Below are 14,974 nucleotides of genomic sequence, written 5' to 3' on the forward strand. Positions count from 1 at the left end.
TAGCAAAAGAAACCTCTCTCTTGGGAGCGGGGTTTAGCCGGTCTGCTGCTCGGCGATCAATTCCCGTATCTGTTCACCCGTGCAACCGAAGCGACGCTCGCGGGCAACGAAAGAGGCAACCGCCTCACTGAACTCGGCCTCGTTGAAATCGGGCCACAATACCGGGGTAAAATAGAGCTCTGCATAGGCGAGCTGCCATAACACAAAGTTGCTGATGCGATGATCGCCACCGGTACGGATCAGGAGATCCACCGGCGGCAGGTCGGCCATACACACTTCGCGACCAAGCATGGATTCATCGATGTCATCGGCGGCCAGTTCACCGGCAACAACCGCGCGGGCCAGCTTGCGAGCCGCCTGAGCGATATCCCACTGGCCGCCATAGTTGGCCGCAATATTCAGGGTCAATCCCTTGTTATTGGCGGTCAAGGCTTCCGCCTTGGCGATTTTGGCCTGCAACCGATCACTGAAGCGAGCGGTATCGCCAATCACCCTGAGCCGGATCCCGTGACTGTGAAGTTTGTTCACCTCGCGGCCCAGCACGGTAATGAACAGCTCCATCAAGGCGCTGACTTCCCCTTCCGGACGACGCCAGTTTTCGCTGGAGAATGCAAACAGGGTCAATGCCTCGATCTTGGCTCGCGCAGCAAAGGTAACGGCCTCGCGCACTGACTTGACGCCCGCCTTGTGGCCATAAACCCGCATCTTGCCTCGGTTCTGGGCCCAGCGACCGTTACCATCCATGATGATGGCGACGTGACGGGGTAAAGACGAGTTGGCACAATCACCCAACGCAGCCAAAAGCGACATGGTTTTCTCCCACAAAGACAAAAGCGCCGTGCAGGGGCACTACACGGCGCTCGTAATATACCTTTCAGGCGCTTAGATTTCCATTAGCTCCTTCTCCTTTGCAGCAAGAGCCTCATCGACCAGCTTGATGTAGGAGTCAGTCAGTTTCTGGATCTCTTCCTGGGCGCGACGGTCGTCGTCTTCGGAGATCTCTTTGTCCTTCAGCAGCGCTTTCAGGTCGGCGTTGGCATCGCGGCGAATGTTGCGCACGGCAACACGGGCGTTTTCCGCTTCGGCACGGACGATCTTGGTCAGGTCGCGACGGCGCTCTTCGGTCAGCGGCGGCAGCGGCACGCGCAGGGTCTGGCCATTGCTGGAGGGGTTCAGGCCCAGATCGGAGGTCAGGATCGCCTTCTCTACCGCCTGGATCATGGAGCGGTCAAAAATGGAGATGGAGAGGGTGCGAGCATCTTCTGCCACGACGTTGGCCAACTGTTTCAGCGGAGTGGCAGCACCGTAATACTCAACCTGGATGCCGTCTAGCAGGCTCGGGTGAGCACGGCCAGTACGGATCTTGGACATCTGGGTCTTGAGTGATTCGACACTCTTGCCCATACGCTCCTTGGCGTCGTTTTTAATCTCGTTGATCACAGCGGTTTTCCTTTTGGCGAACGAGCCGCCATGCGGCTCGCATCTATATTATTTGCTGACGTAATGGATCAGGGTACCTTCCGGCTCACCCATGATAACCCGGCGCAAAGCGCCCGGCTTGTTCATGTTGAACACCCGGATCGGCAGATCATGGTCACGTGCCAGAGTAAAAGCAGCAAGATCCATCACCTTGAGCTCTTTTTCAAGAACTTCATCATAACTCAATTCATGGTACAGCACGGCATCCGGATTCTTGACTGGATCTTCGTTGTATACACCATCAACCTTGGTGGCCTTGAGCACTACATCGGCTTCGATCTCGATCCCGCGCAGGCAAGCCGCAGAATCGGTAGTGAAGAAGGGGTTGCCAGTACCGGCAGAGAAGATCACCACTTTGCCTGCACGCAGCTGGCTGATTGCCTCGGCCCAGCTGTAGGAATCACAAACCCCTTGCAGGGAAATGGCAGACATCAGACGGGCATTCACATAAGCACGATGCAGAGCATCACGCATGGCCAGACCGTTCATCACGGTTGCCAGCATACCCATGTGGTCGCCCACCACGCGGTTCATGCCCGCCTTGGCAAGACCGGCACCACGGAACAGGTTGCCGCCACCGATGACCAGACCGACCTGAACACCCAGCTCAACCAGCTCTTTGATCTCTTGGGCCATCCGCTCCAGCACTGCCGGATCAATGCCGAAACCCTCGGATCCTTGCAGGGCTTCACCACTCAACTTCAGAAGAACACGTCTGTATGCAGGTTTGGGATTGGTACTCATGTCACTGATTCCTGGTCATATAAAGACCGCGACATAAGTCGCGGTCTGGGGAAACGGAAAAACCGGTTCGATTAGGCCTTTTGAGCGGCCGCGATTTGGGCTGCAACTTCAGCAGCGAAATCGGTCTCTTGCTTCTCGATGCCTTCGCCCACTTCGAAACGGGTGAAGGAGACAACGTCAGCGCCTTCTTTCTTCAGCAGCTCGGCAACAGTCATGGAAGGATCTTTCACGAACGGCTGACCAGTCAGGGAAACCTCACCGGTGAACTTCTTCATGCGACCTTCAACCATCTTCTCGGCGATCTCTTTCGGCTTGCCGGAGTTGATGGCGATGTCGATCTGGATTTCGCGCTCTTTGGCAACGACTTCAGCAGATACATCTTCAGGCTTGACGAATTGCGGGCTGTTGGCTGCAACGTGCATGGCCAGATCTTTGGCCAGTTCGTCGGAACCACCGGTCAGCTTGGTGATAACACCGATGCGGGAACCGTGAACGTAGGTGCCCAGGTTGTCACCTTCAACCAGCATCACGCGACGCAGGTTCATGTTCTCACCGATCTTGGCGATCAGGTTGGTGATGGTCAGCTCTACGGATTCGCCGTTGCCAAAATCAGCGGCTTTCAGCGCATCAACGTCTGCGATCTTCTGGGTAGCTGCGATCTCGACGATCTTCTGACCCATGGCCAGGAAACCGGCATCCTTGGAAACGAAGTCAGTCTCGCAGTTCAGCTCGATCATGACGGCAACGTTGCCTTCGGTACGGGCGAAAATCACACCTTCAGCGGCGATACGGCCAGCTTTCTTGGCGGCTTTGGCCTGACCGGATTTACGCATGTTCTCGATGGCCAGCTCGATATCGCCGTTGGCCTCTTCCAGTGCTTTTTTGCAATCCATCATGCCAGCGGCGGTGCGCTCGCGCAGTTCTTTTACCAGGGCGGCAGAAATGTTTGCCATGTCCAGTATCCTCGGTCTTGAATTGACAAGAAACAGGGGCCACAAGGGCCCCTGCTAACCAATTACATCAGCTTGGTTAATAAGGGCTTTGCAGACCTTATCAATTACTCAGCTTCAACGAAGCCATCTTGTTCGGCTTGAACAACGATGTCCTGCTCGCGAGCTTCCAGTACGGTGTCAGCAGCAGCATTCAGGTACAGCTGTACGGCACGGATAGCGTCGTCGTTACCCGGGATGACGTAATCAACGCCGTCCGGGTTGGAGTTGGTATCAACGATGGAAACTACCGGGATACCCAGGTTGTTGGCTTCTTTGATAGCGATGTGCTCGTGGTCGGCATCGACAACGAACAGAACGTCAGGCAGGCCGCCCATGTTCTTGATACCACCCAGGCTCTTCTCCAGCTTTTCCATTTCGCGAGTACGCATCAGCGCCTCTTTCTTGGTCAGCTTCTCGAAGGTACCGTCCTGGCTCTGGGTTTCCAGATCTTTCAGGCGCTTGATGGACTGACGAACGGTTTTCCAGTTGGTCAGCATGCCGCCCAGCCAGCGGTGGTTAACATAGAACTGGTCGCAACGCTCAGCGGCTTCTTTTACGGCTTCAGACGCGGCACGCTTGGTACCTACGAACAGTACCTTGCCTTTCTTGGCAGCTACGGAGCTGATGAAGTTCATGGCATCGTCAAACATCGGAACGGTTTTTTCCAGGTTGATGATGTGAACTTTGCTGCGGGCACCGAAGATGTAGGATTTCATTTTCGGGTTCCAGTAACGAGTCTGGTGACCGAAGTGAACGCCGGCTTGCAGCATGTCGCGCATAGAAACTTTAGCCATTTTATACCTCTATATTGGGGTTAGGCCTCCACACATCCCATATAACCGACCCGTTAAGGCACCCCGGCATATGTGTCGATGTGTGTGTGTTGTTTAAGTAAGGGTGATGAAATCGGGACGCAAGTTCCCCATTCCGGCGCGCTTTATACCATAACTTTGTTCAGGACACCACCGGCCGACACTCTAAACAGGTGTAAATCTGGATCCCGCCAGAGGAGGTTGCGACTGCCATTTGACGCTGTGATGACAATCACACTGGAAGTACGCGGGGGTTGCGGATAAAATTTTGGCCTGATTGCAAACGCATCTATTTTTCATTACCTGATTGCCGGACATCGATAGATGCGCGATCAGGTCCCAAGAGAGATCCCATGTCCATTAAAATCAAGACACCGGAAGAGATTGAAAAGATGCGCGTTGCCGGCCAATTGGCCGCCGATGTGCTGGTCATGATTGCGCCCCATGTCAAAGCTGGCGTCACCACTGACGAACTGAACACCCTCTGCCACAACTATATTGTCGACGTGCAGCAGGCCATCCCGGCCCCGCTCAACTATCACGGTTTCCCCAAATCCATCTGTACCTCGGTGAACGATGTGATCTGCCACGGCATCCCGAACCACAAGAAGCTGCGTGATGGCGACATCATCAACCTCGACATCACCGTTATCAAGGATGGCTACCACGGCGATACCTCGGCCATGTTCATCGTGGGCGAGACCACCCCGCTGCGCCGCCAGCTCTGCAAGGTTGCGCAAGAGAGCCTCTACGCTGCCATCAAGAAGGTGCGTCCGGGTGCCTGCATCACCGAAATTGGCGCCGTGATCCAGCCCATCGTCGAGAAGGCCGGCTTCTCCGTGGTGCGTGACTACTGCGGCCACGGCATCGGTGCCGAGTTCCACGAAGAGCCGCAGATCCTGCACTACCGCAACAGTGGCAAGCTGGAGCTGAAAGCAGGCATGTGCTTCACCATCGAGCCGATGGTCAACAGCAAGAAGTATCACTGCAAGGTCAATCCGAAGGATGGCTGGACCGTGACCACCAAGGATGGCGGCGACTCCGCCCAGTGGGAGCACACCCTGCTGGTGACCGAGGATGGCTGCGAGGTGCTCACCCTGCGCCCCGATGACACTATCGACCGCTTCATCAAACACAGCTAACATCGAACCCCGGCCCTGAACTTCCAAAGCGCCGGGGTTTTTACTTCTGTTTCAGCCGTTTGCCTGCCACTTGCGTGTGAGATGCCATGGACGCCAGCCTGCTTTCCCCCCATTTGTTACCCGATGATCAGCTCACTCGCGACAACTGCAAAGAGTACCTGAGCCGCTTTCTCGGCTGGCTGCACGCCCGTTTTGATGCCGGCGACAACATCATCGAGCTGGTTGCCACCCGCTCCGAATACATGGATCAGTTGCTCTGCCGCCTGTGGCAGAAGTTTGGCTTCGACAAGAGCGACCTGACCCTGATCGCGGTGGGGGGCTATGGCCGCGGCGAGCTGCACCCCCACTCCGATATCGACCTGCTGATCCTCTATGACGGCGACGAACTGGACGAAGTGTTGGGACTACGCATTGGCGAGTTCATCACCCTGTTGTGGGATCTCAAGCTGGAGGTGGGTCAGGCGGTGCGCAACGTGGCGGAGTGTCTCGAGCAGGGGCGCGCCGATATTACGGTCGCCACCAACCTCATCGAGGCCCGCTACATCACAGGTCGCCAGGAGGGCTTTCGGCAACTGAAAGAGGCCACCGGCCCCCAGCACTTCTGGCCAAGTGAAGCCTTCTTTCGTGCCAAGCGCCAGGAGCAGGCGGAGCGTCATCAACAGTTTCTCGGCACCGCCTACAAGCTGGAGCCCGATCTCAAGAGCAATCCGGGCGGCCTGCGCGACATTCAAACCCTCGCCTGGGTCGCCCGCCGCCACTTTGGCGCCACTACCTTGTTCGAGATGACCAGCCACGGCTTTCTCAATCGCGCCGAGTACCGCGAACTGCTCGACTGCCAGAATTTTCTCTGGAAGGTGCGCTTTGCCCTGCACATGGCCATCAACAAGGGAGATAACCGCCTGCTGTTCGATCGCCAGCGCACCGTAGCCCAGATGTTGGGGTTCGAGGGGGAAGGCAACACTCCGGTCGAGCAGATGATGAAACGCTTCTATCAGACGGTACGGCGGGTCTCCGAGCTCAACGAGATGCTGCTGCAGCTGTTTGACGAGGCGATCCTCGGCAACACCGCCATGGATGTGCGCCGCCTCTCCGACGAATTCCAGATCCGTGGCCGCCTCATCGATGCGGTGGATGCGGAGCTGTTTAGCCGTGAACCGGCCGCTATCCTGCGCCTCTTCTATCAGATGGCCCATCATCCCGAGATTGCGGGCATCCACTCCGCCACCTTGCGCCAGCTGCGCGAGGCGCGCCGCAAACTCAACTGCTGGTTGCAAGACTTGCCCGACTGCCGTCGCCTCTTTATGGCGCTGCTGCGCCACCCCAACGGCATCGGCCTACCGCTCACCCTGATGCACAAGTACGGCATCCTCGCCGCCTATCTGCCGCAATGGAACCTCATCGTCGGCCAGATGCAGTTCGACATGTTCCACGCCTACACGGTGGATGAGCACACCCACCGGCTGCTCAAGAACATTCATCAGTTTCCCAATCCGGCCAGTCGCCAAACCCATCCGCTCTGCCATGAAGTGTTCACCCGACTGCGCAAACCGGAGCTGCTCAGCATCGCCGCCCTGTTCCACGATATCGCCAAGGGGCGGCGTGGCGATCACTCGGAGCTCGGCGCCGTCGATGCGTTGGAGTTCTGCCAGCTGCACGGTCTGGATCGCTACGAGAGCCGACTGGTCGCCTGGCTGGTGCGCCATCACCTGCTGATGTCGGTTACCGCCCAGCGCCGCGATATCTACGATCCCGACGTGGTCACCGACTTTGCCCAGAAGGTGCGTGACGAGCAGCATCTAGACCTGCTCTACTGCCTCACCGTGGCCGATATCTGCGCCACCAACGATACCCTGTGGAACGACTGGAAGGGCACCCTGCTGCGGGAGCTCTACTTCGCCACCCAGAAGGCGCTGCGCCAGGGGCTGGAGAACCCGCCCGACATGCGGCTGCGCATTCGCGAAAACCAGCGTCAGGCCAAGCAACTGCTTGCGCAACGGGATGTATCGGAAGAGGCAATCAACCAGCTCTGGGGCGACTTCAAGGCCGATTACTTCCTGCGTCACAGCCCGGAACAGATCGCCTGGCACTGCCGCCACATCATCGAGCATGGCGACAATCCGGCTCCGCTGGTGATCATCGGCAAACACCCGACCCGCGGCGGCAGCGAGGTATTTATCTACTGCCGCGATACCCCGAATCTGTTTGCCACCGTGGCCTCGGCGTTGGATCAGAAGAACCTCAACATCCACGACGCCCAGATCATGAACTCGCGCAGTAACTATGTGCTCGATACCTTCGTGGTGCTGGAGCCGAGCGGCGAGCCCATCAGCCCCAATCGCACCGCCACCATCAAGAAAGCGCTGGAGAAGGCGTTGCAGGAGCCGGGCAAGCTGGTGCTGCGCAATAAGCCGTTGTCGCGGCGCCACCGCCAGTTCAGCGTACCGACCCGGGTAGTCTTCCTGCCCCGCTCTTCGCCCACTAAAGGGGAGAGCCGTCACACCCTGATGGAGCTGACTGCCCTCGATACCCCCGGCTTGCTGGCGCGGATCGGTGCGGTTTTCCAGCAGTGCGGACTGTCGCTACACGCCGCCAAAATCGCCACTTTTGGTGAGAGGGTCGAGGACTTTTTCAGCCTGACCAGCCTCGATGGCGAGCCATTGACCGCCGAGCAGCAAAAACAGCTGGAAGAGCGACTGGTACACCAGCTCAATCCCCAGCAGTCGGTACTGGATTAAGCGAAGAGTGATTCGAAAGAGGCTGATTGTCGGGCGTTTTTTGCCATACCAAACAACTGGTTGGCGCACACAGGATGAAGAAATGGCCGCTGGCCGGAAGAATTCCGGTCAACCCCTTAAAAACAGTCGGAAAAGTGTGATACAACAAACAGAATTTTTTAAAGGAAACCTGTCATGACCGAGTTGCAACAGATCATTGAAGCGGCCTTCGAGCGCCGCGACATCATTACTCCGGGCTCCGTGGATAGCGCCACCAAGTCCGCCATCCTGCAAGCCATCGACCTGCTGGACTCCGGCAAAGCACGGGTTGCCGAGAAGATCGCCGGTGAGTGGGTTGTCCATCAGTGGTTGAAGAAAGCGGTACTGCTCTACTTCCGCATCAACGACAACGGCATCATCAAGGGCGACGATGCCCAGTACTACGACAAGGTTCCCCTCAAGTTCTCCAACTATACCGCCGAGCAGTTCAAGGAAGCGGGTGTGCGCGTGGTGCCGCCGGCAACAGCTCGCAAAGGCTCCTTTATCGCCCCCAATACCGTGCTGATGCCCTCCTACGTCAACATCGGCGCCTTCGTTGACGAAGGTACCATGGTCGATACCTGGGCCACTGTCGGCTCTTGCGCCCAGATCGGTAAGAACGTCCACCTCTCCGGCGGCGTCGGCATCGGCGGCGTACTGGAGCCGCTGCAGGCCAACCCGACCATCATCGAAGACAACTGCTTTATCGGTGCCCGCTCCGAAGTGGTTGAAGGGGTGATCGTCGAGGAAGGTTCCGTCATCTCCATGGGCGTCTTCATCGGCCAGTCCACCCGCATCTATGACCGTGAAACCGGCGAGATCCACTACGGCCGCGTACCGGCTGGCTCCGTGGTCGTCTCCGGCTCCCTGCCCTCCAAGTGCGGTAAATACAGCCTCTACGCGGCGGTGATCGTCAAAAAGGTCGATGCAAAAACCCGTGCCAAAGTCGGCATCAACGCCCTGCTGCGCTCCATCGACGAGTAATCAGCATTGCTGTGATGAAAGGGCGCCTGATGGCGCCCTTTTCATTTTGGCGCCCCTGTCACAGGCAAGCCATGAGGCATCGGTTAAGATGGATGGGACAGGATCGTTTCAAACCGAGGAAGCCTGATGTACGAGAATCTGAAGAGCCTGGGGATCCAGGATCCCGCCTCCGTCGACAGCTATACCCTGCGCCAGGAGGCCAACCACGACATCCTCAAGATCTACTTCAAGAAGCAGAAAGGCGAGTTCTTCGCCAAGAGTGTCAAATTCAAGTATCCACGCCAGCGCAAGACCATGCTGGTCGATTCCGGTACCCATGAGTACAAGGATGTCACCGAGATCAACGCCAACCTCAAATATGTGGTGGATGAGCTGGACAACCTGACCCAGGGCGTCCATCAGCAGGCCGACCCGGACATCAAGCAAAAGATCCTGCGCGACCTGCGCCATCTGGAAAAAGTGGTACAAAACAAGATCAGCGAAATCGAACGGGATCTGGAGAAACTCTAACCCTCCCCCTCTTGCTTAAAGAGCGCCCAATGTGGCGCTCTTTTTATTGGCTGACTTTATATAGGTTTATCAGGTGATGACATGCGATAAGTCGAGCGAGGCACACCAGCGGTTGTGCCGACATAGGGCATCCCGTTACACATCGCATCTTGGGTAACGAGACTCCTGCCGAGTTCGACCTGCTGTGACTCGCACGATCCATAACCAGAAATAGCAAGAGGGAGGCTTTCGCCTCCCTCTTCAAACACGCTGATATTCAGGCAACAGGATTAGTTGCTCTTCATCCAGATGTCCATGTCGGTTTTCAGGTTGTCGGACTTGGTACCGAAGATGGCTTGAACGCCGGAACCAGCCACTACCACACCGGCAGCACCCAGTTTCTTCAGACCAGCCTGGTCAACCTTGGCAACATCTTTCACACCAACACGCAGACGGGTGATGCAGGCATCCAGAGAAGCGATGTTCTCTTTACCACCGAAGGCGGCAACCAGAGCAGCAGACATCTCGTCTTTGCCTTGGCCAACGGCCTCTTCAGCAGTCTCGTCTTCACGACCCGGGGTTTTCAGGTTCATGGCACGGATAACGAAGCTGAATACGACGTAGTAGATAGCCGCGTAAACCAGACCCAGACCAACCAGCAGCAGCATGTTGTCGGCACGCGGTGATTGCACCACGAAGTCGATGAAGCCGTTGGAGAAGGTGTGACCGTGTACGATACCCAGAGAGTTGGTCAGCACATAAGCCAGACCAGCCAGTACAGCGTGGATTGCGTACAGAACCGGAGCGATGAACAGGAAGGAGAACTCGATCGGCTCGGTGATACCGGTCAGGAAAGAGGTCAGGGCTGCAGAGGCCATGATACCAACGATCTTGGCGCGGTTTTCCGGCTTGGCAGCGTGAGCAATGGCGAACGCAGCAGCAGGCAGACCGAACATTTTGAACAGGTAGCCACCAGCCAGCTGACCAAAGCCGTTACCGGCAGCGCGGGACGCGTCATCAGCAGTCAGGAAGCAGGTCATGATACCGTGAACAGTTTCACCGGCACCGTTGACGCAGGTACCAGCCTGATAGAAGAACGGTACGTTCCAGATGTGGTGCAGACCGAACGGGATCAGGGAGCGCTCAACCACGCCGTAGATACCGAAGGCCAGTACCGGGTTCTGGTTGGCAGCCCAGTCAGAGAAGGCACCGATGGCGCCACCCACTGGCGGCCAAATCACGGACAGGATCACACCCAGACCGATGGAGAGGAAACCGGTGATGATGGGTACGGCACGTTTGCCCGCGAAGAAGCCCAGGTACTCTGGCAGCTGGATCTTGTAGAAACGGTTGAACGCCCAGGCAGCGATACCACCGGCCAGGATACCACCCAGCACGCCGGTTTCGATGGTTTCAACACCCATCACAGGTGCCATGACCTTCAGGGTTGCGACCATGATGCCGTAGCCAACGATGGCTGACAGACCGGATACACCGTCGTTATTGGTAAAGCCCAGAGCAACACCCACTGCAAACAGCAGGGCCATCTGGCCAAATACAGAACCACCGGCTTGCTCCATCAATTGGGAGACAATTTCCGGCATCCAGCTGAAATGGGCAGCACCCACCCCCAGCAGAATACCTGCGACTGGCAAGACTGATACTGGCAGCATCAGCGCCTTACCAACCTTTTGCAGATTAGAGAAAGCATTTTTGAACATTGTGTGCGCTCCTGAATGGATTGTCGTCCCTGAACGATCTATCTGGATGAAATAAGCACTGATTCATTCAGATATCTTCGAGTCGGGCTTGTTTATTTTGACCATCAGAATATAACCCAGCGGGTCATAAATTGCTGCTTTCGAAGGCGGGGGAATATTGAATTTGGAGGGAAGATCACAACTTGTTTAGCGGCTAAAAAACGCATCTAATATAAGTTAATAATCCGCATTGTCACTCTATTACAAAGACATATAAATAGCAGTTTCACTTTGTATTTTAATAATACCATTTACATCAAACGGCAACCTATTGTAACCAAGTGTAACGGCGTGACTTTTATTTATTACAGTCTACCGATTAAAAAGGCCTCCAACAAGGGAGGCCTCAACAAATATATCTGACCAGCAAACGGTCGTATTACTCTATTTTTGCGAGCGCTTGACCGCATCAATAAACACGCTTTTTGCCTTGGTTGAACCAGCCCGTTCAGCCTCGTTCACCAGCTTCATCGCCTTGTCGATATCCCCCGCCTTGACCGCTTTTTCGATCTGGCTCTGGTAGAAGGCTTCTGTTTCACTCAGCATGGCAGGAGCAGGTTTGGCTGCGACCGCAGCTGTTGTAGTTGTGGTAACGGCTGCAGTCGTCGCTATCGCGGCAACCTGCTGACCCTGGCTCATGGCCACCTTATCGGCATATTCGGGTTTGAATACCGCTTCAAGACCACTCCCACGGGCCATATCTTTGACTTTGATCTGCACCAAACCCCAAGGGGAGTGCGGGATCACCGGATCCTTGATATCAGGCTCAACGGTACCATTAGCACGAGCAAACGCTTTTGATGGATGAAGGATTGTTGTGCTGCCAGAGAGTTGGTCCGCAGGCGCATAGACGATCATGTATGTTTCGCTGGCCGGGTTGCCAGGCATGCTGCGGTCAACAAAGAGACGCCCTTCGATACGGTCGTTATCGAGCAGGTGAGCAGGCTGATAACTGAATACAGACTCACCCAGTACGCGAGTCACCTTGAACTCGGCATCCAGCATAATGACTTTGGGCACCATCACGGTTTTGCTCACCTGTGATGCCAGGCTGATCGCCAGATTACCGGTGTTGGCCGGCAGGCGATAAGCCGCAAAGTAACTCATCCCCTCATCAAACTGAAAAGTGGGTTGCTTGCCATCGATGGCCAGCAAGGTCTCACCTTCAGGCAAGGGGGCATAACTGAAATCTTTAAACGCCACACAGCAGCTGGAGGCTTTGGCCAACGCTTGCTTGGCTTGATCTGCATCGCTCAAGATAGAGCCATGTTCTTGCAGAGGAACAACCATGTTGCCGGCACAACCGGTTAATAGCGCAGTGATTACGGCTGCAATAGACATCTTTACCCGTTTCATTTTTCTTATCTCCATAATCCGGTGGCCGTGATCCGGCGAAACAAAACTGCCCCCATGAGGGGGCAGTCACTAACTTAAACTTTTGCTTACCACCAAGCTTCTGCTTGCACACCAAACTGGTAGGTGTCTTTGGAGGTATTGCCTTCGAAGACTTTCTTGTCTTCGTCGTTAGCCAGGTAGGAGGCGAACACACGGATTTCCGGACGGGCCCAGAAGCTGGAACCAGCAGACCAGGCTTGAGCCAGGGTCAGCTTGTAGCCGGCATCTTTGTCTTCGCTGCCATTGGTGGACTTGTTGTTGTCCTTGAAGTAGCCGCCTTCAAAGATGGTCTTGTTGAAGTCATCCCACTTGTACATCGGGCGAACAACAACAGACATGGTTTCCCACTTGTCGTTGCCGTCCCACATTTCGTTGCCTACACCGTAAACCAGCTGGTGACCCATCTCCCAGGAGTTGCCCATCGGAACAACGCCCCAGTTGATGATACGGAAACCGTCAGCACCGTCTTTGGCTTCAGCGCCGTACCAGGAACCATCGCCATAGAAAGCCATGGTCTTGGAGTAACCTTCGGTACCGTATTGCAGCACGGTTTTGTTGAAACCACCGAGGATGCCTGCGGTCAGTTCAGCAGTCAGCATCACGCCATCTTGCGGATTCTTTTTCAGTGCTTTCTGATCGTTGGTCTCATTGACCAGAGCATAGTCAACGCCCAGTTCCAAGGACGCATCGGTCCACAGCGGGATGCCGGCATAACGCAGATCCAAGGTGTTAACGTTCAGATCTTCATTCTTCTGATAGGTCGGGTTACCGTTGCCATCCACTCCGGTTTGGGTGTACTGGCCAAACACATCGGCAGCGCTGCGATCGTTGCGTACCCATGCGAAAGAGACTTTACCCGGACCAGCCTGGATGCCTTCGATACCAGCACCAGCACCGGAGATATTCCAGTAGTAGAAGTCGGAGATGTGGATGTCATGGCGTTGATAGTAACGCTTACCAGCCCACAGGGTTGCTTCAGGAGCAAAGTTCAGCAAGCCTTTGGCTTGTACGTTGAACTGACGCAGAGCGAAGTCAGAATCACCATTGCACTGCTTGGCATCGAAGTTACAAACAGTACCGGTACCTTCCCAGTCGTTTGAACCGTTGGAAGCCATGGCAAACATGGAATCAACATAGAAAGTCTTGCCATCTTTGTTGAATACTTCCTGACCCAGTTGCACTTCACCGTAGGTATCATTTTCGTTACCCAGACGGCCAACTTTATTGACGTTGTATTTAACCATGTCGCCGTCGCCGGAAACACCGACACCGGAACGGAAGTAACCGTGGAAATCTACGGCAAAGGCGGCTTGGGAAGCCAGGGCGGCAGTAACAGCTGCTGCAATCGGGAGCCACTTCATTTTCATTGTCATATTCCTTATTTCCCGCAGTGAGGAGTGTGATCCTGAATATTCAACTTCTTATCACCATGTAATCCTGTTGGTGATAACCGAGGTTGATTATAGGGAGCGTATTTCACGACAAATATGAAGCGACTCACAAAATGGCGACAAATCGCTCGGCAAGCGATCACCACAACACAAGCAGGTAAAAAAACGACCAAAGAAGCAATAAATGACCAGCAAGACCACAAAACTAGCAATAAAAACAAACCTGAAAGCGTTACCAGCAATTAATTCGCGACTGAACCAAAGTCATTATTTTACGTTCGAATGACAAAAACATGACTGAGATCGCTTTCAAGATGGAACTTTTATTTGGATGACGGGTCTGCGGTGCGCGTGAAACCATTACGGCAATGGAATGCTAAAAGGGGAAAATACCCCTCCGCCATCAGGGGAAATATGCGTTGCAGAGTGAGATGGTTTTTGTGCAAATAACAATCCCCTGCTACTTAAGGCTCAGGGGATTGATATGGCTCTATTCAAGAGAATATTCAGGGCTGAATATCCCACTTTTTCAGCCAGCTGAGTGCCACCTGTTCGGGTTCATCGTGCACGGTGGCATCCAGCTCCAGCGGGGAAATCACTCGCGTGGCCCCCAACTCTTGCAGCAATCCGTCCAGCCGACGGCCCGCGCCACAAAAATGGTCATAGCTGCTGTCCCCCATGGCAATCAGGGCATAACGCAATCCCTTGAGCCAAGGTGCCTTGTCGGCCAGCTCGCTGGCAAAAGGCTGCAGATTGGGTGGAATGTCCCCCTGCCCGGTGGTGGCACTGACCAGCAATAAAAAACGGCCGGGGTCTATGTCCGCCAGCCGTGCTTCTTCATGCAGGGTACAGTGATGCCCCTTGCGTTCCAGCTCATCTGCCAAGGTCTCGGCCACCAGCATGGCTGCGCCGTAGACAGTTCCTACCACGATATCGATCTGCGCCATTCTCCTCTCCCTGCTTGAGTCACTCTTTTGAGCAACTCTATCAGCAAGCTGGCGTCAGATGCCACCGATTCAAGGCTGAGGATCAG

The 14,974-nt window shown here is 55.3% G+C and carries 13 protein-coding genes; 4 read left to right on the top strand and 9 right to left on the bottom strand.

Features of this window, described 5'->3' with window-relative positions; translation table 11 throughout:
• Window positions 1–33: 33 nt before the first annotated feature.
• The 5 genes from uppS to rpsB form a co-directional block, all read right to left on the bottom strand.
• Entirely contained in the window at window positions 34–810 is a 777-nt protein-coding gene (gene uppS / locus I6L44_RS11500; RefSeq protein ID WP_216951881.1) for a polyprenyl diphosphate synthase, read from the bottom strand.
• A 72-nt stretch (window positions 811–882) separates the two neighbouring features.
• Complete coding sequence (gene frr, locus I6L44_RS11505; protein ID WP_216951882.1) at window positions 883–1,440, bottom strand: ribosome recycling factor; 558 nt, start codon at window positions 1,438–1,440, stop codon at window positions 883–885.
• A gap of 48 nt (window positions 1,441–1,488) precedes the next feature.
• Window positions 1,489–2,223 carry a UMP kinase gene (pyrH, locus tag I6L44_RS11510; protein ID WP_005343782.1) on the bottom strand — a complete coding sequence of 245 codons (735 nt, stop codon included), beginning with the start codon at window positions 2,221–2,223 and terminating at the stop codon, window positions 1,489–1,491.
• 71 nt (window positions 2,224–2,294) lie between these two features.
• Window positions 2,295–3,176, bottom strand: coding sequence for a translation elongation factor Ts (gene tsf / locus I6L44_RS11515; protein ID WP_005343781.1), 882 nt, complete (start codon window positions 3,174–3,176; stop codon window positions 2,295–2,297).
• Window positions 3,177–3,280: 104 nt separating this feature from the next.
• Window positions 3,281–4,009, bottom strand: a complete 729-nt coding sequence (gene rpsB / locus I6L44_RS11520) for a 30S ribosomal protein S2 (protein WP_204385178.1) — start codon at window positions 4,007–4,009, stop codon at window positions 3,281–3,283.
• Window positions 4,010–4,380: 371 nt separating this feature from the next.
• Between rpsB and map the strand changes: the two genes are divergently transcribed.
• The 4 genes from map to I6L44_RS11540 all read left to right on the top strand — a co-directional run bounded on the left by map (window position 4,381) and on the right by I6L44_RS11540 (window position 9,416).
• Complete coding sequence (map, locus tag I6L44_RS11525; RefSeq protein WP_216951883.1) at window positions 4,381–5,169, top strand: type I methionyl aminopeptidase; 789 nt, start codon at window positions 4,381–4,383, stop codon at window positions 5,167–5,169.
• Between the two features lie 86 nt (window positions 5,170–5,255).
• Entirely contained in the window at window positions 5,256–7,904 is a 2,649-nt protein-coding gene (glnD, locus tag I6L44_RS11530; protein ID WP_216951884.1) for a bifunctional uridylyltransferase/uridylyl-removing protein GlnD, read from the top strand.
• A gap of 174 nt (window positions 7,905–8,078) precedes the next feature.
• Window positions 8,079–8,906, top strand: coding sequence for a 2,3,4,5-tetrahydropyridine-2,6-dicarboxylate N-succinyltransferase (dapD, locus tag I6L44_RS11535; RefSeq protein ID WP_216951885.1), 828 nt, complete (start codon window positions 8,079–8,081; stop codon window positions 8,904–8,906).
• 126 nt (window positions 8,907–9,032) lie between these two features.
• On the top strand, window positions 9,033–9,416 hold the full coding sequence (locus I6L44_RS11540; RefSeq protein WP_005338583.1) for a DUF3461 family protein: 384 nt from the start codon (window positions 9,033–9,035) through the stop codon (window positions 9,414–9,416).
• Window positions 9,417–9,685: 269 nt separating this feature from the next.
• On the opposite strand, the gene ptsG is transcribed toward I6L44_RS11540, so the two are convergent.
• The 4 genes from ptsG to I6L44_RS11560 form a co-directional block, all read right to left on the bottom strand.
• Complete coding sequence (gene ptsG, locus I6L44_RS11545; protein WP_005338586.1) at window positions 9,686–11,116, bottom strand: PTS glucose transporter subunit IIBC; 1,431 nt, start codon at window positions 11,114–11,116, stop codon at window positions 9,686–9,688.
• Between the two features lie 423 nt (window positions 11,117–11,539).
• Window positions 11,540–12,511: a MalM family protein gene (locus I6L44_RS11550; protein ID WP_216951886.1), complete on the bottom strand. Its 972-nt coding sequence runs from the start codon at window positions 12,509–12,511 to the stop codon at window positions 11,540–11,542.
• A gap of 86 nt (window positions 12,512–12,597) precedes the next feature.
• Entirely contained in the window at window positions 12,598–13,917 is a 1,320-nt protein-coding gene (locus I6L44_RS11555) for a maltoporin (RefSeq protein ID WP_302054505.1), read from the bottom strand.
• 530 nt (window positions 13,918–14,447) lie between these two features.
• Window positions 14,448–14,888: a flavodoxin gene (locus I6L44_RS11560; protein ID WP_216951888.1), complete on the bottom strand. Its 441-nt coding sequence runs from the start codon at window positions 14,886–14,888 to the stop codon at window positions 14,448–14,450.
• Between the last annotated feature and the right edge of the window lie 86 nt (window positions 14,889–14,974).

Origin of the sequence: Aeromonas sp. FDAARGOS 1414, assembly GCF_019047065.1 — a bacterium.
In the GTDB taxonomy this organism is placed as follows: Bacteria; Pseudomonadota; Gammaproteobacteria; order Enterobacterales; family Aeromonadaceae; genus Aeromonas; species Aeromonas veronii_A.

What these genes read in the sequence shown, in the direction of transcription:
- pyrH (WP_005343782.1), bottom strand. Translation starts at nt 2,223, where the DNA reads ATGAGTACCAATCCCAAACCTGCATACAGACGTGTTCTTCTGAAGTTG.
- glnD (WP_216951884.1), top strand. Translation starts at nt 5,256, where the DNA reads ATGGACGCCAGCCTGCTTTCCCCCCATTTGTTACCCGATGATCAGCTC.
- rpsB (WP_204385178.1), bottom strand. Translation starts at nt 4,009, where the DNA reads ATGGCTAAAGTTTCTATGCGCGACATGCTGCAAGCCGGCGTTCACTTC.
- dapD (WP_216951885.1), top strand. Translation starts at nt 8,079, where the DNA reads ATGACCGAGTTGCAACAGATCATTGAAGCGGCCTTCGAGCGCCGCGAC.
- I6L44_RS11555 (WP_302054505.1), bottom strand. Translation starts at nt 13,917, where the DNA reads ATGAAAATGAAGTGGCTCCCGATTGCAGCAGCTGTTACTGCCGCCCTG.
- uppS (WP_216951881.1), bottom strand. Translation starts at nt 810, where the DNA reads ATGTCGCTTTTGGCTGCGTTGGGTGATTGTGCCAACTCGTCTTTACCC.
- tsf (WP_005343781.1), bottom strand. Translation starts at nt 3,176, where the DNA reads ATGGCAAACATTTCTGCCGCCCTGGTAAAAGAACTGCGCGAGCGCACC.
- I6L44_RS11550 (WP_216951886.1), bottom strand. Translation starts at nt 12,511, where the DNA reads ATGAAACGGGTAAAGATGTCTATTGCAGCCGTAATCACTGCGCTATTA.
- ptsG (WP_005338586.1), bottom strand. Translation starts at nt 11,116, where the DNA reads ATGTTCAAAAATGCTTTCTCTAATCTGCAAAAGGTTGGTAAGGCGCTG.
- I6L44_RS11560 (WP_216951888.1), bottom strand. Translation starts at nt 14,888, where the DNA reads ATGGCGCAGATCGATATCGTGGTAGGAACTGTCTACGGCGCAGCCATG.
- I6L44_RS11540 (WP_005338583.1), top strand. Translation starts at nt 9,033, where the DNA reads ATGTACGAGAATCTGAAGAGCCTGGGGATCCAGGATCCCGCCTCCGTC.
- map (WP_216951883.1), top strand. Translation starts at nt 4,381, where the DNA reads ATGTCCATTAAAATCAAGACACCGGAAGAGATTGAAAAGATGCGCGTT.